The organism is Rhodopirellula sp. SH410, from assembly GCF_055811895.1.
In genome coordinates this window covers 1127587-1151428 of record NZ_CM147949.1, presented here as the reverse complement: position 1 = coordinate 1151428, position 23842 = coordinate 1127587, and the positions used below count along the sequence as shown (strand labels likewise).

Annotated in this window: 1 protein-coding gene; it reads left to right on the top strand. The window is 58.7% G+C overall.

Features of this window, described 5'->3' with window-relative positions:
* The first annotated feature begins 7 nt into the window (after positions 1-7).
* Entirely contained in the window at positions 8-23302 is a 23295-nt protein-coding gene (locus SH410x_RS04530; RefSeq protein WP_473675017.1) for a tandem-95 repeat protein, read from the top strand.
* The last annotated feature ends 540 nt before the right edge of the window (positions 23303-23842 follow it).

Here is a 23842-nt window from a genome sequence, read left to right as displayed (position 1 = left end):
GTCAACCATGACCCACCGACGAAACCCACTTTCACGAGCTGCCCGCAGTATTTCTCGTAAAGATGCTCGGCGAAATGCCCGCCGCGCTGGCTCATCGAGCCGCGCTGGCGTCGACATGTCGCGACGGTTGCAGCACCAAACCCTTGAACGCCGAGAATTGCTCGCCGCTGAGATTCTCAGCGGTCCGCGACTGGTCAGCGTCGAAGCCGGGGCGGTCTCGCAGATCCGACTCGATGGCACGAGCGTGGAGAATCGGCTCGATTCGGCGCCGCGGGAGCTGACATTCCGTTTCGACGGGACGTCGCAGCTCGACGGGGACACACTGCGTGGGATCCGTGTCATCGGTTCGGGGGGAGATGGGACGTTTAACGACGGCAACGAAGTATTGATTCAGCCGGGCTTCTTGGGTTTTGCTGATGACGAGGTCGGCGACCGCGTGGTCGTGTCCCGATTTGTCGAAGCATTGCCCGACGATCGCTATCGGATCCAAATCGCTGGCTATGACGATGTCAACAATAACGATGTCTTCGCCAATGGGGATTCCGTCGACACGAACATCACGGCGTTGCGGGACACCAATGGCAATCCCATCCTGCCCGCCGATCAGGTCAACTCAGCGACGCCGTCGCTGAACATTGATTTCGAAGTCGAAATTGGCGCCCGTGTCGTGGCCGTCGTGCCGCAGCCGATCACGGGAACAGTCGGAAATCGTGTGCAGGCGCGCGATGAGATCCACGTCTACTTCAATGAAGACCCACTGTCGAACCCGAACGCGGGCGTCATCACCAACAACACGGCCCCGCCCGCCGGTCAAACCCTGTCGGGATTGCCTGTCGTGCGGCCGGAGTTCTATCAGTTGTTCATGACGAAGGACACCGTCAACAATACCGATGACCTGCGTCTGAAACCGGTAACGGTGATTTACGATCCGTCACAATCGATGGCGATTCTGAAGTTTGCCGACGACCTGTCCGTACTCACCGGACGCGTTGACGGCGTGGGCACGTTCCGCTTGCGAGTGGGCAGCGGTGATTCGTTGCCCGACGCACCGACCGTGTTCAATCTCGCCGGCGAAGGCACCACTGTCCTTGACGCCAACGGGAATCCCATCAACGTGCCGTCCAACGACACGTTCAGCAATTCAGGCGTCTTCGTCGCCGACGCCAATGCTGGGCAATCGCCCGAAAAACCGATCACCTTCTCGCCATCGGACGGTTTGCAAAGTGTGGTGCTGCGCGGTGGGTTGATTCAAAACACCGGCGACTACGTACCACCGTGGCCGGGTGCGTATGATGCACCGGGTTCTCGTGACCAACGACGCGATGCGAGCGTGGTGGGCCGGATTGATACGAATACAGGGATTGATATTTTCCCGTACAACTTCGCCACGCTCTATGGCGAAGATCCCAATGGCAACCCGTTGGACAACGCGATCACGACTGCGCAGAAACAGCGGACGCGTGAAATCCTGGATCTTTTCGAACAGCACCTCGGCGTGCAATTCGTCGAGACCAAAGACTCCGGTTTACAGATTGTCACGGGCGATTTACGGAGCATTCAGGAAACGGCCGATACGGGCGCCGGCGAAGGCACCCCTTACAGTCTGTACCGAGTCAACGAACGGGATCCGTCGCGTGGGATCTTGGTGCTCGAAGCTGACGAAGGATGGTACGACGGCTACGGTCTGTCACCAGACTCACGACCGAGCTGGTTCGTCGAGGGACTCCGTGGGATCAGTAACCTGCTCGGCGTCGGCGATTTATTTGAATTACCCGACGGCGTGGCCGCGGGCGGCAGTAGCCCTGATGAGCCCAATAGCGAAACGCAGAGCAACGATGGCGATGGTGGCCCCAACGGCATCGCAGGGTTCCCCTCACTGCCCAGCGAACCGGATTTCCTCAGCCAGAGCGACATCACACTCGGCCAATCGCTGCATCGTCCCGAGAGCAGTGACGTCGATTTCTACTCGTTCACGATCGACCCGTCGATCGACGACAATGTCGCCGACGACGCAATTCTCGGTCGACTGTCGCTCGAAGCATTCGCTGAGCGACTCGAGAACGTCAGCTTGCTCGATTCGCTCGTGCAGTTGTACCGCGTCGCACCAGGACCGGGTGGCACATCCAATTATGAATTGATCGCTAGGAACGATGATTCCTACGGTGACGACTCGTATTTGCAAGTGGATTTAGCGGCGGGTGACTACGTCGTCGGTGTCTCGAGCAAGGGCAATGACGCGTATAATGGAACCGCCGCAGGAACGGGCAATGGCGGTCTTAGCGAGGGCGGGTATGAGCTGCGGATGACCTTCGATTCGTCCTTTGGCGTGGCCAATGGGGATGCGTTTGTCGACGCCAACGGCACGCGTTTGGACGGTGACGGTGACGGCGAAGCTGGCGGTGACTTCAATTTCTGGTTCCGTACGGCCCCTGCATCTGCGAATGCCAATGACGTGCGTACGATCTTTGTCACCAAAGACAGCGACGGCAATGACGGCAATAATGGTTCGCTCGCCTCGCCCTATGGCACCGTGTCGAAGGCGCTCGCTGTGGCCAAGCCCGGTGATATCGTTCGGCTCTTGCCCTCGGCTGGTCTCGATGGCAAGGTCAGTGCCGTTGACGATCCGAATACCACCGCAAACGAAGCCTTCAACGCGCAGAAAGACAATCGAGCTTTCGAATTTGGGCGCGGTGGGGCGAACAACAGCGTACTCTCCGATGGAGCGACGTTCGATGTCCCACGCGGCGTGACAGTCATGATTGACGCGGGTGCCTTGCTCAAATTGCAAGATGCCAAGATCGGCGTTGGTAGCGAATCAATCGACCCCAACCGGGAACTCGCCGCGATCCAGGTGCTCGGTACGCCGGCATCCTCGGTCGTCTTCACCAGCTACAACGATCAGAGCGTTGGTATCGATACCAACCCGATCAATACCGCCCCCGGCAGTGGCGATTGGGCGGGCATCGACCTGCACAATGAAGTCGACTATGCCGAAGGTCGTAAAGTTTGGGAACAACGAGGCATTTTCCTCGATTATGTATCGCACGCCGATATGCGATACGGTGGCGGCCGGGCTGGCCTGCTCGCCGACGCAGTGGCACCGATCCAGATGAACGAGAGCCGTCCGACGCTGATCTACAACCGTATTTCGTTCAGTGCCGGCGCGGCCATGAGCGCCGACCCCAACAGTTTCCGTGAAGACAACTTCAACACCTCTTTGTACCAAGGTGCGGCGTACTTCACGAGCGACTACGACCGCGTTGGTCCGGAAATCTCGGGCAACATCCTGTCCGACAACACGACCAATGGGCTGTTCATTAGCGTCGCCACCCCCTCCGGCGGCGAACTGCAGACTTTGACACAGAGTGCACGGTTTGATGATACGGATATCGTCCACATCATCAGCCAAGCGCTAACGATCTCCGGTGCACCCGGCGGCCCGACGCTGCTAGAGAGTCGTCCGAGTATGGGCAGCGTGACGCTGACGCCCTCGACCTCCGGCAACCTCGCGGCGGGGCAACATGAGTACGTGCTGTCTTTCGTTACTCGCGAAGGTCACGAATCGCTGGTTAGCCTGCCGACCGGTACGGTAACCGTCAGCGATGCCATCGATGGGCTGGGATCGGTAACGCTGCGAAATCTGCCCACCGCTCCGGAACAGTATGTCGGTCGAAAACTTTATCGCGGCACGCTCGTCGCGGGTGTGATCGAGTATCAATTGGTCGACCAGCTCGATCGTCGTACCGGCACGTACGTTGACTCGGGCCAATCGCAAAGCGGGGTACCGACGATTCAAGCCGTTCCCGAAGCAACCGGGATCTCCGTCGTTGCATTTAACAATGCAGGTTTCTTCAGTGAAAACCAGGCCCTCGATTATCGGATCACCTTTGCCGACGCATACGGCGGAGAGACCCGTGCCAGCAACGCGACAACCACAGCGGTAACGGACCAAAACGCGGCCATCCAATTAACGAATATCCCGCTGGCGCCCGATGGATTCATCGGTACGAATGTCTATCGCCGCGATCCCAGCAGCGGAAGTTATTTCCTGGTTGCCGAACTGCGGTTGGGCGAAACCTCGCTGCTCGACGACGGCCGTGACCAGAGCATCGATGGATCGCTCCTGGGACGAAAACTCGGTGCGAGTGCCGACAATGGTTCGAAACTGCTCGCTCGCTTTGACGCGCGTCTGACGATCGATCCCGGCACCATTATCAAACTGGGCACGGCTCGGATCGAAGCGACTTTCGGCGCCGATTTTTACGCCGAAGGTACCGAAGGAAAACCAATTGTCTTCACCTCTCAGTCCGATGACGAGTACGGGGTAGGCGGCACCTTTGACACCAACAACGATGGTATCAGTGAAGGTACCGCCGGCGATTGGGGCGGGCTTGTGATGCGCCAGGGCGTGACAGCGAGCTTGGATCACGTGGACGTTCGCTACGGTGGCGGGGAAGCCCCGGTCCAAGGTGGCTTGACCAAATTTAACGCGTTGGAGATTTTGCAAGCTGACGTACGGGTCGTTAACTCCAGTTTTGTTGCCAATGCCGACGGCAAAGACATCGATGGGATTGGCGCGGATTCCGGGCTATTCGCCACCCGCGTGGGACGTGGTTTCAATGACGCGTCGACAATCTTCGTACGAGGTTCCCAGCCCATCCTGATCGGCAACACGATTGTTGATGGACAAGGCGCCGCGATCAGCATCAACCCCGATGCACTCACCTTCGAAGCCGTGACGGACCCCGGTCGGTCGACCGGCATGATCGATCGCTTCATCGATCGTCCTGATAACCAAGGCCCCTTGCTACTCGACAATGAGCTCACCGGGAATGCACTCAATGGGATGCGTGTCCGCAGTGAAATCGTCACCACCGACAGTGTGTGGGATGACACGGACATTGTTCACGTCGTCGAGGGTTCGATCTACTCGTTGACGCAGCACTACTACGGGGCGATTCGGCTGCGAAGTGATGCCGATCAATCGCTCGTTGTGAAATTTGGCCCGAACGGATCACTCATCGGTGGCGGACGTCCACTCGATATCGATGACCGCATCGGCGGTACGTTGCAGGTACTCGGTTCGCCCGGATTCCCGGTCGTTTTGACCAGTATCAACGACAGTACGATTGGTGCCGGGTTCACGCCCGATGGTCGCTCCCAGCGAGACACCAACAACACCGGCCTACCGGTTGATGCCAACGGCAACGAAATCGTCACGGCCTCAGCGGGCGATTGGCAGGGCTTGCAATTGCAATCCTATATCAATGACCGCAACGTCGCGTACGTCTACGAAAATGAACGCGGCGATGCTGGCGCGATCACGACCAATCGTGACCCTGTCGATGCACAGATCCTCGGCATTCTCGCGACCGGTGAAACCACCGGCGACGACAATGAGCGTCTCGGGTTCACCATCCGCGGTACCCTTGCGACCCAAGATGACATTGACACCTATCGTTTCAGTGCAGCCGGTGGTACGGCGGTGTACTTCGACATCGATGAAACGTCCGCGGGGCTCGATACCGTGGTCGAGCTGGTCAATGATAGCGGCGTGGTAATCGCCAGCAGCGACAATATGCTTGCCGAAGCGAATGGCAGGGAGACGATCTACGTCAACACCGCACTGCAAACCGGCGTGCTGCAGAGCGACGTTCGCTCGCTGCCGACGGGTTTAACGAGTGGCAACGTGGAATCCGCCAACATGCTCGACGCAGGTTTCCAAGTGGTGTTGCCGGGTAACTTCAATACGAAGAACTCGTACTACATTCGCGTTCATAGTGCCAACGCGAAGACGTCCGGGCAATACGAACTCGGCATCCGCTTGCGCGGCATCGACGAAGTGGCTGGCTCCACCGTCCGGGGAGCGGACATTCGCTATGCGACCAACGCGATCGCAGTCAGTGGCACGCCGATGCACAGTCCACTCGTCGGTGATGTCGGTGAATCCGTCGTGTACGTGGATCCCACACCTGGCGATCAGAACAGTGGCGATGAAACGACGCGAGAGACCGTCAACAAACGTCTGAGTGCCGATCCCGCCGACGCGCAAGACCTCGGCAATTTGCTGACTTCCGACCGTGGTGCGCTCACGGTGACGGGCGAACTGGGCAACCTGACCAATACAACGCTCGACACGCGGCTGGAGGATGTCGACATCTACAAAGTCGATCTCTACGCACAGCAACTCAAGCCGGACACGTTTGATAGCGAAAATCGCTTTGTCACGACAACCTTCGACATCGATTACGCTGATCAGCTCGGCCGCGCCAACACGGTGCTATCGGTCTATGACTCGGCAGGTCGTTTGATTTTGGTCGGACGTGACAGCAATATCACTGACGATCAAGGCCGTCCACTCGAGGGCGTCGACATGAGCAATCTTACCGGGGGTTCGGCGGGTACTCTCGATGCATACATCGGCCCCGTGGAACTTCCCGAAGGCACCTACTACGTCGCCGTCAGCAGCGAAGCGGCTGTGCCAGCAGTGCTTAACCAGTTCTTCGAAGCCAACCCGGTCAATCCGAACGTGCGATTGATGCCGGTGAACTCGGTGCGTCGTATCAGCCAAGACGACTTGGACGAGGGCACCTTCTTTAGCTCTCGCATCGACGATTACACCGCCGAACGCCCCGTCATCCAACCTGTCTTCAGCGATGAATCGCCGGTGGCCTACACGCTCGATGACGTGCGGCTATTCGTGAATTTGAATGGCGGGACGGGCTCCAACAACAGCACCTTGGTAAGCGTCAATCCCTTCACGGGCACTGTGTACGGCGGAATTGGCGGCGACAATCCCCGGTCGGGCGACATCGCCATCCGGCGGGACGGCGAGCTGTTCAACTACAGCCTGCCACCGAACAGTCCCAACAACGGCAACACGGGGAATTTCCTCAACGTCAGCCCCGCCAACGGGGCCACGAACTCAGCGGGCGATGACAACATCAGTTTCCGCCAAAATAATCAGGCGGGCACCGGACTCGAAGTTGACAACAATGCGCAATTCCTTGTCAACGCGATGACGTTCGCCCGCAACGCAAGCAGTGCCCAGAACGGATCCGTTAACAACACGGCGATCAATAACAACACGGAACGGCTCTGGGTCGTGGGTAGCCGCGATTCGGGCGGGCGCAACGGCGTGCCGATCGAACTGCGTACCAACATTGTCTATCAAGCTGCCGCCGCCAACGGCGAGATCACCTCGCTGGGGAGCTTGGATGGCGACGCTGATCGCAACTTCGGAACCGGTGCCTATCGCACGACGTTAGGTCCGGCTGCAGAAGAAGTTGAATTTGGTATCGTCGACACCGGGTTCATTGACGGCGCCACGGGAGGTGACGGCGGATCGATCACCGGTTTGGCGGCATTGAATAACAATTTGAACGATGACCTGGTCGCCGTCACCGATGCCGGCGGTATTCACGTTTTCGATCCCCGCAACACCGAGCGAGCTCCATTAGGCTTCTTCGAGGAGGGGTACAATCGAGTGATCCCGACGGTGAAGTATGGCCATTTGACCGTCGATGCCGACCACCTCGCCGCCCCCAATGCAAACCTTGGGATTGACCCTGATACCGGCGAACGATTCCCGCTCTTCACCGGTTTGTCGCTCGGACCGCAAGTCGTCGAGGGCGGCAAGTACGCAGACATCTTGTTTGCGACGACACGAGATGGCTGGATGTACGCATTCACGCTCGATACCGACAACGCAGGACTGCCGACGACCACGCCAGCGAACATTTTCTACAACGGACACTCGGCCGTCCAGATTCGGTTGTATGGAGATGGCGCGGGAGCGGGGACTAGTTTTTCGAACCAGATCAACGGTCTGGCGTTCAGCAACTTGGAAGTCAACCCATGGCACACGACCACCGACCGCCGCGGTGATGACGGCCACGGCAACGTCGTGCCATACGATCAAAGCCGGCTGAATACGAATGGTGGAACGAGCCTGTACTTCGGGTTCGAAGTCGACAACAACCAAGAGAACAACACCATTGGACGGCCCGAGGACAGCAACCTAGGACAGATGTCCCCCGGTGGCAGTCACGGTTCGACGATCTCTGATGCGATCGACCTGAGCGAGTACAGCGCCGCCGACAAACCGACCCTGTACTTCTCCTACAACATCGACGTCGAAGACGACGACGACTATCGCCTCAATCGGGCGCAGCACGATAGCTTCCGCGTCTTCGCCGCCGGTGATGATGGCGAATGGAAATTGCTCGCCACGAATGATGAATTCCGGCAATTACCGAATTCCGATGAGTACGACGAGTACGTCAAGACCGGCATCGCCGTACAAACCGTCTTCGATGACAACGCGACCGATCAATGGCGTCAAGTTCGTGTTGATCTGTCACCGCTGGCGGGTAGCAGCAATGCCCGCATCCGGTTCGACTTCAGTACCGCCGGAGCGATGCGCACCCAGTTCGGGTCCGTCGAACTGGTCGGTGTGGATGGCGAAAAGCTGATCGACAATGACATCACGCTCATTCAGAATGACAATGGCCGAGTGTCATCGTTGCAGACGATTGTGGGACGCGACGTTGTTTTGCCCGCCGGGGCGAATTTGGTCAACGGCGATTCGTTCGCGGTAACGTACCTCGATCCCGCTGCCAATCCTGAGCAGCGGACGACGACCGTCACGTTTGTCGACGCGCTCACGCCCGGAGCGTCGGGCATTGAGGTGCTGATCAATCCGGCCGCTACGGCTGTGCAGGTCGCCAATGCCGTCGCGGCAGCGGTGCCCGGTCCCATGCGACCACGCGTCGACGACAATGGGCGTCTCAGTCTGTTGGCAGCAACCAACATTCAAATCGATGGGAAGTTGCTCGGTGGTGAAGCCAACCCGATCGAGTTCCAGGGTGATTTCCGACATCTGCTCGTTCCCAATGGGGACGATGCCGCGGTGGGCGAACGGGTGACGATCAGTTTCCCGACGGCACCACCGGTAACCCTCCGTTACGTCCGCGCCATCGACCCACTCGACGCCAGCGGTGACGTTCAAATTGTCGCCCTCTCCGGTGAAACTCGACATCAGATTGCCAATCGGATCGTCGACGAACTGCCCGCCGGTTCGGCATTCATCGACACCGATGGAAATCTCATCTTCGTGCAACTGGGCGTCACGTTTAACGTCGAGGCCGCGGACTCGTTGGTCGTCATCACCGATATCGACCCGACGACCGTACGCACTCGTATCGATGTCCCCGCTGGCAATCAGCTCTCGGACGACGAGTTGCTCGTTTTCCGATACGGTCCCAACGGCGTGAATCGGTTCGCGGTCGCCTTTGACGATGGGGATGGGCTGCCTGCCAACCTGCTCAATGGTTACGACAGCAGTGCCACGTTGACGTACGACAACACCACCAGTCAGGCAGCTCTCGCCACTGCGTTGGCAGCCGCGATCACCTCCAACGCTCCCGGCCTGGATCCTCTTCGCGATGATCCAACGTCACCCAACACGCTGCGGGTGCTCTTGGGAGATCGGGACGGCAATGGAATGCCAGACGTGACCAAAGCGGAATCGAGCAATATCGTCACTTCGCTCGAACCGGTCACGCTGATCGACGTGCCGGCGGGTGCGGACTTGCGTAACGGCGACCAAATCCGACTGGTCGGCGGTGGTCGAGTGGTCATGGTGACCTTCGCTCGCGAAGGCACGGACGTAGCACCGAACAACAACGTTCGTGTCTACTTCACCGAAGACCTGACGGCAGCCGAAGTCTCGGCGCGGATCGTCGAGAAATTGCAAACCGTTGTGCCCGAACTCTTGGCGATTCGCTCGTTGACAAGTGATGGGTTTGGACTGGGGATATTCAACTCCTCGGCCACGGTGCCTACGATCCAGCCCACGATCACCCAACAAGATAATCTCGAGTTCGATACCTACGGCGTGCCTGTGACGTTGCCCGGTGGCGTTCAACTGACCAACGGTGAATCGATTTCGATTTTCCGGAAAGACGCACCACTGAGCTCGACGGGCAACACCTACACGTTCCGCACCGTCGCCACAGGGGCCGCTAACGAAGTTGTCTATGCGACGACGGATACCCCTCAACAGGTCGCGCAAAAGTTCTTGGCCGCACTCAACCCCGACCTCGTCGGGCAAATGATCGGCACGTCCGGCCGTGAGGTCGTGATCCTCGAAGCTGCATCGATTTCGGTGCAACGATCGGATTCTAAGATTGTATCGTGGGAAGCAAAACGACAGTCGGGCTTCCAATATGTGCCGCGTGCCGTCCCCGTGATCACGAACGCGGCAATGGACTCCGTCGAAGTCGCAGAGCAATTGCAACGCGCCTTGGTGTCATCGATCGGCATCATCTCGGCTGAGAATTCTAACTTCCGCACCAACGCGAGCGCCGAACACTACCCCATTACCGGTGACAGCCGCATCAAGCTGTTCCTGCCCGACAGCGGTATCAACCCCGTACTGGATTCCGGACCCTACGGTCTCAATTCCATCCTGCCAGGCGACGAGTTTGGGCTGGGGGCTCCGAACACGATTACGACCGCTCAGGGAGCCGACGGTGCCGACAACGTGGGCGCCGGCGTCTATATCGACGACATCATTATCGGCATGGCCGAGCGTGGTGAAGTTGTGCTGTACGAAAATTACAATGGCGAATCCGGCAACTCCACTTTTGTGCTCGATCCGTCCTACCTGCCGGATACTCGGACCGACTCGGTCCAGCCCGAGCACGCCGACGAAATTCTCGTCGGTGGCTATTCGCTGGAGATTCGCACCGCCGACGAATACGGTGTGCCCGAAGACTACAATCCAATCAACTTGGAGCTCAATGAACAGTTCTCCGCGGGGCGATCGTTCGACAGTAACGATCGACTCGTCGATGGGGCTGTGACCATTGTGGCCCCTGCCGGACGGAATCTTCTCGATGGAGATACATTCGTTCTCGATGATGGATCGCACCGACTGACCTTCGAATTTGACAGCCGCTATGCACAAGGCGTGACGCCGGACTCTGGGAACGTGCCGGTGGCATTCGATCCTGCCGATACCGAGGCGCAGGTCGCTGCGTCGATTCGTGATGCCATCAATTCGGACCAAGCACAAGACACGCTCGCAATCTCAGCAGCGACCGGTGACAGCAGTGACAGCGGTACCTCGACGTCCTCCCGCATCGAGTTGTTCGGCAACACCTACGTGCTCGACGACAACCTGCAGCGGCGTCCTGTCGCCACAGACGTTACGGTTAATCCTGGATCGCAACGAACACTAAAACTTGATTTGGTTGCGGAAGAAACCTTCAAAGGTCGATACACCAGCCGCAAGGTTGCGGTCATCGACCAGAATAACGCCAACACCAATACCGCCACCGAATACGTGGTCTACAGCGATGAACTTGCCCAAGCCGCGGTTCCGGGTTATGTCAGCGGCGATACGCTGTTTGCCGTCGGGAAAATCGGCGACGCGGTCAATCTCGGTATCAGCCCGGGCAGCGACGCCGACGATGGTGCGGTTCTATTCACCGAGCCGACCTTTGATATCGACACGGTGCGTGTGTATCTCGAGGCTGGACAAGGTATCGATATCGATGTGGATACGACTGGCCTGTTCAAGGTCGGCGCCGGACTGGTTCGGCCGTTCGTGGCGGTCGTCGAACAGGGTACGAAGTTCACTTCAACCGAACTGAATTTTGCGTTCGCAGAAAGTACCAACGGAGCCCCTGCATTCTCTGGATTTAACTCGCCAACGTTGGCTGTGGGCGAGACCGAAGCGGGCGCAACACTGCAGTTCACCCCAACGCATTCGGGCTACTATGACGTCATCGTCAGCAGCGCTGCTGCGTACACGAATGGTGGTTTCTCGACCGACCCCACGGACATGCAGTTGGGCGACTACTTCATGTCGATTCGCCCCACAGGCGATCCCGGTGTGCCGTCACGCGACGTCCTGATGGTCGACTATCAGTTCGGCAAAACGGATCAAAACCGTGTCGACGACCAGGGACAACTGATCATTTCGGACAACTTCATTCGTGATTCAGCCAATGTGGGCATCTCGACGAATGTGGCTGCCAACTCAGGTAAGGTTGGAAATTCATCGAGTCTGCCAGGCGATGCTCGTCTGCTGCGGAACGTGAATCAGTTTGGCTTGATCCCGGGCGCGGTGATCGTCAATAACGTCATCGAAAGATCAGGGAATATTGGCATCGAAATCGTCGGTGGCGATTTTGGCAACGGGGAACAAGGCACACCGAGTCTGTTCAGCCGTATTGTCAATAACACCATCGTCGGCGATGGCAGTGGAGTGGGCGTTTCGGTCTCCGGTCGCGCCGCACCGACATTGCTCAACAATGTCATCGTGGGCGTGAGTACCGGCATCGACGTCGACACACAAACGTCCTCGGGAACCCGAACGGGCAGCAACCTGTTTGCGAACAACAGCGTCAACAGCACTCTGCCCATGGCGGGTAGCTCGATCAACCTGGGCACCAATGTGGATCTCGCTCAGATTTTCCAGGATGCAACGCGTTCGATTTACATTCCCGCCGCCGGCAGTTCCTTGATCGATAATTCCATCGATGCGTTGGACGACCGAAGCGACTTTGCGGGCACCGTCAAAGGCCCAATCGGCCTGCCACCATCGCCCATCCTGGCACCTTCAGTCGACATCTACGGCCAGCGTCGTGTCGATGGAGTTGCGGGTTCGCCGGGAGGCGGTACGGGCTCGAACGTGTTTATCGATCGCGGTGCCGTCGATCGCGCGGACACTCGACGTCCCAATGCGGTGCTGAATAATCCGTTCGACGCCCCCAACTTGGACGCTGCAGGCTCACCGACGGATCCCAACACCCTGGGCGATACCGATCCAGAGCAATCGTTCGTGCGGTTGGTGAATTCAGACCAGTTCGTCAAGTTCTTCGAGATCCAACTGATCGACGAAGCAGGCACCGGCCTGGATGCGACAACCATCACAGCCGACACCGTGTTGCTGACTGAAAATGGACGTCAACTCCTGCCCGGCCGTGATTTCACGTTCGGATACAGTGAAAACAGCCGTACGATTCGTCTGACGCCACTGGCCGGGGTCTGGAACCAAGATTCCGTTTACGAAGTCACGCTCAACAATCAGCCACGTCGTGTCGTCGAATTGCCTGCGGGTGGTTCCATTGCCGATGGCGACCAAGTCGTCGTCACGGATAATGCCGGACGCGAGAGCGTCTTCGAATTCGACAGCGGTTACACACTCGGTGTGCCGCAGAACGAAACGCTTGTGGTCACCGACACCAAAGCCGGGTTCCGCGATACCGATACCTTCACGATTCGATCGACCGACGGCTCACAGAGCGTCACGTTTGAGATCAACACGATCGGCGGCGTCGCAAGTGCCAATGTCGCGATCCCGTTGGCTGGTACCGGAACCGTGACTGAAATCCGCGATGCAATCTTGCGGGTGCTCGCCCCCACGCAGTTCGTGGGCAGCCCCAGCAACGCGGTCGACTATGCCGCCCTCTTGGGATTGGCACCGGTCGCTGTCGGCAATGATGCCATTCAGTTAGGAACCCTACCTGGGCACGTGGTCGACACGGGGAACATCTCCTCCGGGCTCGTGCAGACAGGCGAAATCGATTCCATGGTCGATGGGCAGCGGTTCACCTACACCCGCGGTGCTCAGGCGGTCACGTTCGAATTCGATTCGGACGGTTCCTTCGCGGCGGCCGACCAAACCCAGACCCTCCGTCGGGTGGAAATCAGCCGTACCGATACACCGGACCAAATCGCAAACGCGATTGCCACGGCGCTACGCAATTCGAATATCGATCTGAGCGAAGCGATTGCGATTGGCGATGGTTTGGTCTCTGTGGGTGGTCGCGACGGTGACGTGGTTGACCTGGGTGATTCGACTCTATCATTGTCGGGCAACCCCGGCGTGACGGGCGGCCTGAGCATCACGATTCCCGCAACCGAGACGGGAACGAGCATCGACGGATCCACGGTGACCGTGAATGTCAGCGGTACATCCAACACGTTCCTGTTCACGACCGATCCTCAGCTGACCTCTTCGAATGTCACCGTGGTCGTCGCTGTCAACGCCGATGCGACGGCGATCGCCACGGCCCTCCAGGCAGCGATCGAGGCAAACTTGGGAAGCACGCTGCATAACGTGATGCGGACCGACGCGGTCATCACCCTCGGTGAAACCGCAGCGGAATTCACGACCGTCAGCGTGGTTGATGGATCGTCGGTCATCGGACCTGACGCGTTGATTGTCGACGGTGTCAGCGGCGGCGCGATTCCGGTGAGCTACACCCCCAGTGATGCGTTCCCAGCCGTCTCGGTCGCCACGAAATTGCAACAAGCAATCGACGATGCAGGCGTCAATGCCGACGTCTTCTCGCCCGGCGGCGGTGTCCTGCTATTCGCAGGAACACAAAACGTGGTTTCCCGCAGCGGTGTGGATGATGCGGGTACGGTCGCGCCGACGATCGTGGCGGTTTCAGATTTGGCGGGAAATCCCGTCAGTCCGACTCGAGCCAACAACGAAACTCGCTTCACGATCATCATGCCGGACGTGCGTTTCGACTTCGGTGACGCGCCGCAGTCGTACGGCACGCTGTTGCAGTCAACAACGCCGAACCTGCAGGTCACTGACCCAGGCTATGTCCCTGGAAACGGTGCACGCCATGCAATCACCGGCGGCAGCGGCAGTAGCCGACTCGGAATCTACGTCGATACGGAACCCGATGGACAACCCGTTGATTCCGGTGCGGGCGTATCTGACGATGAACTGCAGTCGGTGGGATCCGCTGCGACGGCGGCTGATCTGATCACGCCGAACGATGCTCGCATTTCGATCACGAGAGTCCCGCGTTCCGGTGATCTGCTCACGCTGTCAGTGGGTGCGGCGAACTACGAGTTCCAGTTCATCTCCGACGGCACGACCGCCGTGGCTCCACGCATCACGATCCCAATCTCTGCGGGTGACCGATCCAGCGATGTGGCTGCCACGTTGTTGTCGGCAATCAACGCGAACGTGTTGACAGCCGGTGTGACGGCGAGCATCAACGCGGCACATCCCGAACAGATCGAAGTCAATACGGTCGCGGTGGGCGTAACACCTGCTCCCACATTGGCGGTCAGTTCACTTTCGAGTCTCTTCTCGTCCACATTCACTGTCGACGATTCCGATCCTCATTCCCTCGCCGTTACCTTCAGTTCCGTGCCATCGCCGGGGCAACTGATCGATCTGCGTACCGATGATCAAACGCTCACCTACGAGTTCGTTGACCCCAGCTCGAATTCGCGGCCTGGTAGCATTCCAGTACTGATCACCAGTGCATTCACGACCGAACAGGTTGCGGAGGCTTTGTTGGCGGCGATCCGTCCAAACCTGAGTGCCCTCGGCGGCAGTATTCTTGCGGACCTGGATGGTGCCAATGCATCGTCAATACGGTTGACCGCGATTGACGACGAAGACGGTGTCTCGGTGGTCACATTCAACCAAGGTGGCGCGACCCCGCCCGCTTACTTCTTCGGTCGCTATGCCGATAACGGAGCGACCTTCGACCCAACTCAGGCGGATCAAGTATTCGGGTTCCTGAATCCTGCTGATCCAGCAGGGACCAACGTCCAGGTGTATGTCACCGGTGGCGGCCTGGTTGATGCGTGGATCGATTTCAATGGCAACGGTGTCTTCGATGAAGACGGTTTAGAGCAAGTCCTCAAAAACACGCCTGTTGTCGATGGTATCAATACGCTCAACATCACCACCCCGAGCACGGTAACGAACAAAGACACCTGGCTGCGAATCCGCTTGAGCGACTCCGGCAATACCCGCCCCACCGGCGTGGCGATTGGTGGTGAAGTCGAGGATTACAAAGTCAGCGTGCGAAGTGTGCCGTTGCCCGTCCCCTCGGGCGATGGTGACAAATTCATTGCTGTGGAAGACACGCCACTGCGTATCGACTCCACGCTCTCGGCGTCCAACCCAGCCCTGCAGATTAACCAGAAGACCCTGTTCACCAACGACAACTTTGCCTCGCAAATCTTGCCAGTTCGTTACTTCATCGATCTGCCACGCATCTTTGTTGAACCGGATCAAACCAGCTTCCCTGGTGACGACGTGTTGGTTTATCGCACGCCGACCGGTGGTACGCTCGAGGTCAACCGCACCATGCAAGGTGCCATCCAAGGTGACGATCTGACCGGATCGTTCCTGTATACGCCTGCGAAAGATTTCAACGGGGTGGATACCTTCCGGTACCGTCTCTCGACGCAGCAGAATGCCGACAGTGACAACCTCGAGGGGATCACGTTCGAAACCGTGACCATCAACGTCCTTCCGGACAATGACGATCCCGGTGCCAGTGATGAAATGTTCGTCACCTTCGAACCGACCCGTGACGGCGGCGATGCCACGTTGGTCATGACTGCAGGTGATTTGATCGCCGCAGCAATTCCAGATTTCGATCCCAACGAATCGACCGCGCCGTTGGATGAGTCGAACCAAACGATCTTGATTCGCTCGATTGCCACCGCGAGCGGTAGCATCATTGCCGGCGGTGCCGGCGATACGATCATGACGCCGCAAGGCGGGACGCTGGTTGCCGAATTCAACGATCCGGCCAACCCGCAATGGATCACCGAGTTGCGTTACACACCTGCGGCCGATTTCAACAGCGACGTCGGTGCCCTCGGTGACCTGCTGCTCGATGAGTTCACGTTTACCCTGTTCGACAGTGGCATCTCAATACTGCCCGCGGACCTCGATACGAATCTTGCTGAGCTCAAGGCCGACGGATTGCTCGGCACCGATGACCTCAGTGCCGCGCCGTACTACATCAGCGGCGGCGAGCGTGACCAGTTCCTCCGCGAACCGATCACGGCAAGCGAAGCCACTGCCACCGCCACGATTCGGGTTGTCCCACGCAACGATGCTCCCGTTCCCGTGACGGACTACGTCGGTTTGACCGATGCGACAGGTGCTCCCAACACCCGTTACTTGAACTTCTTTAACAACCCTGCGACCCGGCCGACACCAACCGAAGACACGGTATTGGTATTCCCCGCAGCCTACCTGCTCGATAATGATGCAGCGGCTCCAGCGGGGGCAGTCGACGAAACGGATCCGTTGATTGGTAACGATGGCGATATTCGTGTTGTCGCAGTGGGCTTGGACGACGCGAATGCGGGCACGCTCAGTCGCGGTTCGATCACACTCGACCCGACCACCGGCATGATTACCTTCACGCCAGCGGACGACGTGTATGGCGAGATCACATTCACCTACACGGTGATGGATAGCGGCATCGATGAAGGACTCGACGTCGATGACGTCTTCGATGCGGGCGATCGTGGCACACGAGCGGTCAACGGACAGACCACCACGATCACGTCGACCATCTTCGTGGCACCGGTCAACGATGCCCCCGTCGCATACGATCGACTGGCGCGTTTGACGGAGTCGACGAACAGCATTCCAACATCGATCGCGATCGATGCCGGAGACCTGATCACTGCCAACATGCCGGCCTCGTCCAGCATTGCTTCCAATATCCAAGTCTCTACCGCTGGCGTCACCCTCCCCGATGCGGATGAACTCTTCAACGGCGAGACGCTGATCTTCACGGCTGCCAATGGTCGCCGGGCGGCGATCGCACTCAACACGACGGGTGTCGTTCCAGCCGGGGTCGACCGAGTTCTGCGGTACTCGCCAAGCGACGTGGCCGCGGACCTTGCGACGCGGCTCGAACAGGCCTTGCGTGCGGTTGGTTTCGGCGGCACAGCAGTCAACAACCAGGTCACGTTCAGCGATGCGAACGTCGTGACCGAGGTGCCACGTACCCCTTCATTGGTCGTTGACTCGGCACGGCAAGCTATCTCGATCCCATCGGGTGCCGATCTCGGCGACGGTGAGCAAGTCGAGGTTCTCGACATCAATGGTGACACGCACCTCTTCGAACTGACCACCACCGGCAATGTCGCTGATGGTGTGATTGCCGTGGCCATCAACATGGCGGACTCCTCCGAACAAATCGCTGAGGCCCTGGCCACGGCGATGACCACCGAAGGCCTGACGGCAGTGGCGGCGTCCACCACTCAGACGCAGTTCCGCGTTCACATCAATAACGCTGCATCCATCGACCCTCAAGCCGCAACGTCGGCGATCCGGGTAATCGGCAGCGATGTGATCATGCCAGCGGGAGCGATGCTACAAAACGGCGAATTGCTCGAAGTCCAAAATGCCGCGGGCGACACGACTATCGTCGAGTTCGGACGCGGCACCGCGGCGAGCGACCCGGCGTTCGTCTTCGTACCATTCCAAACCAGTGATACCGCTCCGGACCTGTCCTCTCGACTTGCCGACGCACTCAATGATGCGGCAAACCCCAATCCCGCTGCCGTGTCCGCCAACGTCGTCACCATGGTGACGTGGGAAGTCACGCTCACAGATGTGACGACGATTTCGCTCGGCGAAGCCGCCAGCGGTATCCAAATCGATGGGACCAACGTCCTCGTACCCGCCGGATCGGTATTAATCGACGGTCAGCGGATCCAGTTCGCCGGTGCGTCCGGTGACGCCGTGATTGTTGAGTTCAATACCAGCGGTACCCCATCGCCCGGTGCGGATGCTGCTGTCGCGTTCACAACCTCCAGCACGGCGTCGGAAGTTGCGATCGCATTGCAAGAACAACTCCGCTCGATCGGCTTGGGTGCCATCGCTGACGTGGGGGCCTTTGGTGTGCCCGCCGACTTCACCCGGGTTTCCTTGCAGGTGATCAATCAAGCGAGCGTGGGTGAATTGCCCGACGCGCCAGGAGACTTCGATTCGCGACTCCCCGCCCCCTTCAACGAGAGCGAACAGACCGCTGGACTGCGGATCATCGAGGTGGGAACGGCCGCGGGCACACTCAACCTACAGACGGACACGAACCTCGTGTCCGCTGACCCAGCGTTAATCGGCACCCTGACACCACTTGGTGCCAACGAAGCCGGTTTGGTGAGTGACGCGGGCGGTATCTTCCGCTTTGAAATCGCCTCTGAAGTCGTCAATGGCCTGACCCTGAGGTACTTCAGCAACGTCACCTACACGCCACCGCTGAACTACAACGAAGAGTTGCCGTTCGCACCGAGTGAATTGTTGACTTACAAGATCATCGATGATGGTAAGACGACGACCCCCAGCCCCGCGAACGTACAGAATCTGCCGCCGAAGATTTCGGAGTCGGGCACGCTGACGATCACGGTGGCCGCGGCCAACGACGTCCCCACATTCAACGGTCAGCTTGCGATCGATGTGCTCGAACGCGACGATCATTCCTCGACGACGATCCCAGACTTCGTGTCGCAGATTTTCGCTGGTCCTGATGATGCGTTTGACGAAGTGCAGACTCAGCAAGTCAATTTCCTGGCCCCTGAACTGGTCTCCGGTGATCCGTCCATTATGGACTCGATGCCGGTGATCAACTACACGCCCGGAAATACCCAGGGATCCCTGACGATCTTCCCCGCGCCAGATCAAATTGGACAACTGGTCTATAAGATTGTCGCCTACGAAGTCAACGACGAGACCTCACTCTCGGATCCGCAATTTGTCACGATCAGTGTGCGTCCGGTGAATGATCGGCCCCGCATCGATCCGTCGATTGCTGGCTCGTCCGGTTCCGCCAGCCCCGATGAGGCCTACAACGTCACAGCGGGAACGGATACCGATGGCGACGGTTTCAGCGATCAAGCGACCATCCGTTATACGCTGCGGGAAGACAACACGCGTCCGAATCCGAGCCAGCCTGGTGAAGTCATTACCGGTGGCTACTTCATTCCCGTTGACAAGAACATCGCGTTGCCGAGCGATATCGCCAACTCGGTCGTGGTGGGCAACTACACTCGACTCGGGCTGCTCGATGTCTACGACGTGGGACCAGCCAACGAAGCGGTCGATGGCACCGCGGATGCACCAACCGGTGGCACGCAAGTCCTCGAGCTCTTCGATTTCCCCGACAAGACGAAACTGGGCGGGACGCTGGCCCGTAAGTTCTCGACGACACAGGTCGATGCCAATGGCAATCCTTTGTTGATCGGCTTGCTGTACACGCCGCCGACCGATTTCAATAACTTCAACGGTGCCGTTGACTCCTTCGAATACACCGTTCGGGACGACAATCCCGGTGACGGTGAAACCTATTCGTTGGACACCAAGTCATTGGTGCAAAACCGCCTCACATCGACGTCGGTGGTGGAACTCAACCTGAACCCGGTCAACGATCGGCCCGAGTTCTCCACGCTCGATTTGCAGTACGAAGTCTCCGAAGACGGGCCCGAACAAGTCATCAACGGATTTGCTTTTGGCATCTCGGCAGGACCGGCGCAATCCGCCTTCGATGAAATCAATTCGGGACAGGGCCAGCAACTGAACTTCACCGTGTCGAGCCTGTCCTTTAACCAGGCCGACGCCGCACAGTTCTTCGATAAAATGCCGACGGTCGATCTGCAAGGTCAACTTCGCTACAAACCCGCCAAGGACGTGTACGGCACATTCGAGTTTTCCGTTGTTCTCAATGACAACGGCAGCAACGACAGCAGCCGTGGCGATTTGAACGCGTCGATCCCAGCCACGCTGACGATCGATGTGCGACCGGTCAACGATCGCCCCGTCATCGCGCCGCAGTTCAATACGCCGGCTACCAACCCGCTTCGTTTTGAACTCTCCGAAGGTGGCTCGCAAAACGTGCTCATCAACGGAGATGGGACGTCCCCTGGTTTGCTCGATGTGTTCTTAGTCGGACCGGCCAACGAAGCGGCGAACACCGTTCCCGGTGGAAACCAATCGTTGACTCTGACACAGCCCATCCCTGTCACAACGGCACAGGGTGGCACGCTGGAGTTGGTCACGCCGACGACAGGCAGCCCGTACTTCCGCTACACACCGCGTGATAACTACGTCGGCCCCGATAACTTCAATTACACCGTCACCGATGATGGTGTGACCGTACCGGTCGGAACCGGTGGCTCCGCGAGTGCCGATCCTCAGATCGCGACGGGGACCGTCACGTTCAATGTGTTGCCTGTCAACGATGCACCGCAGTTCAGTGGTGCCGGTGATGTAACGAGTGATGAAGACACCAACACCGGTGACGGCCGCGGTGTCGTCACGATCGACAACTGGGCCACCAACGTTCAAGCCGGACCTCCCGGCGCGGACGATGAAATCGGCCCTCCCGGCCAAGCCCTGAACTTCGAGATCCTGTCGATCGGCGGTGACTTGGACTTGTTCACCGTCGCCCCGAGTGCGGTCGTCAACGCAGGGGGTACCGCGTCGCTACACTACACGCTGGCTCCGAATGCCAACGGGTCGGCAACGTTCACGGTACAACTCTTCGATGATGGTCCCGATAACCTGGGCAACGGAGATATCAACGAGTCGGACGTCCGAACCTTCACTATCAACGTCGATCCGGTTAACGACTCGCCCGCGTTCGTCCCCGGTGGCACTGTCACCGTGTTCGAAGATCGCGGCCCGTACTCGTCAACCTGGGCCACCAGCATTTCGCCAGGCCCCGCAGACGAGAGCAACCAAGGTGTGTCGTTCAGCGTCTCGCCGGTTGCTTCGAGTGACGCGGCCTTGTTCACAACCGATGGCCAACCGGAAATCTCCAGCACCGGAATACTCACCTTCACACCGGCAGCCAACGCCAATGGCACCGCTCAGGTGCGAGTGATCGCGATCGATTCCGAGGGTGCTGAAAGTGCGGCGGTGACCCTGAGCATCGTGGTGACGCCTGTCAACGACTTCCCCGTTCCCGTCGGTGATCAACTCGATCCGACGACCGAGGATGCTGTACTGACGATCCCTGCCGCTCGCTTGATCGCCAATGATATCGACGCGGATCTCAACGATGCCAATCCCGACGAGCTGCAGTTGTCAATGCCGTTGGTCCAACGCAGCTTGCGTGGAGCCATCGTACGGTTCAACCCGACGACGGGCATCGTCACCTACGATCCAACGGAATCTCGCGAATTGCAGGCCCTGCGACCTGACTCGCCCGTACTCGCGGATTCGTTCAGCTATGCGGTCACCGATAATGCGGGACGCAGCGTCACGCCAAACCGCGTCAGCAACAGTGTGCTCGTCACCGTGAACGTTGCCGGTGTCAACGACGCCCCGACCGTGAATCCCGACACTCCCACGCTCAGTCCGACAGGGCCGACGACCATCGATGTCCTCGCCAACGATGAAGATATCGACGGTACCATCGTCCCGAGCACGTTGAAGATTACCAGCCAACCCGCGTTCGGTAGCCTGACGATCAATCCCAATACCGGAGCGATTGTCTACACGCCGTTCACTGGCTTCCCTGGCCAAGATGAATTCCGATACACCGTCGAAGATGATCTGGGTGCGATCAGCCAAGAGGGGCGTGTGGAAATCAGTCCCAACGTCGCTCCGGTTGTCCGAGACGACACCGGCGTCGCCTACGCCGGTGAGTCGATCATCATTCGCATCCTCGACAATGACCTCGATACCGATTCTGCCGATGACTTCGATCTAACGAGCGTGCAGATTGAATCGGAGCCTGCAGCCGGGAGTGTCACCACGCTTCCCGACGGTACCGTGCGATACACACCCACAATCGGCTTCACCGGCCGGGATTCGTTCGACTACTCCGTCGCCGATACCCGTGGTCGACGCAGTGGCATCGCCACGGTCAGCATTCAGGTGGTCGCCAGCCGTCTGCAGAACCCGGATGTGCGATACGACGTCAACGACGACGGTTCAGTGTCCGCGCTCGACGCGTTGTTGATCATTAACTTCTTAAATCGGAACTCGGACGCTGTGGCGTCTGGGGCTACCATTCCGACGGCTGAGAACTTGACCGTCGATCTCAACGACCCCGTGCCTCCAGAAAGCTATCTGTCTTCGGACGGAAACACCTATGGAGCTGGGTACTTCGACGTTTCGGGTAACCGGGTGATTTCCGAACTCGACGTCCTGCAGATCATCAACGAACTGAACCGCCGCGATACGTCCGGTGGGGTCGGTGAGGCGTTGCCCTCAGCCAGTTCGGTGGTGCCGCAGTCTGCCAGCGGTGAGCCACTCGCAGTTGCCCCCGTCAATGTGCCATCGACGCCGAGCCCGGTCACCAACCCGGTCGCTACCGCTCCGGTGGACGTCTTCGACAGCGAAGACCTGTGGGTTGACACCAGTGCGCCGATGGACATCGATACGGATGTCTTGGACCGGCTCGTTGCGGCCCAGCAAAAAGACGACGATGCGAAGGAAGACACCGATCTATCCGCCGCCATCGACGCCGCCATGTCACGCCTGCTCTAAGTAGCAGCGTCCCGCCGAGACGCCGATTCAAACATTCCACGACCTAGCGTCCCTCCCAGACGCTAGGTCGTGGATTTCGATCGACGTCCCGAAACCGTGAACCTCGCCTACTGTTTCGAGTCATTCTGACAGGTTATCTTGGTGACTCGTGGTACCGGATCTCGCCCAGAGATGGTGCCGAATCTGTCACCACGAACATTTCGGGACCAAGTATTTGGACCCGAAAAGCCACAAAAACACCGTTTTCTACGGTGTTAGCCCAGGTGGTGGAATTGGCAGACACAGGGGATTTAAAATCCGCTAAAGGCCGATTTCCCGCTATCTTCCTTGCCAGTGCAGCAACAGGGCTAGAGCAGTGATTTAACCCGTAAAACACGGGATAAAACGCATGCCTGCCGCACCTCAAAATGCCGTTTTCAGTGCAGCAACATAGCAACGGCAGGCTGTGAACTTGTCACGCACACGTCACATTCTGCGGAACAGCGCTTGAGCGAATCGCTGGCAGTCGCGAAGATTAGAGCGGACCGGCTAGGGTAGCTC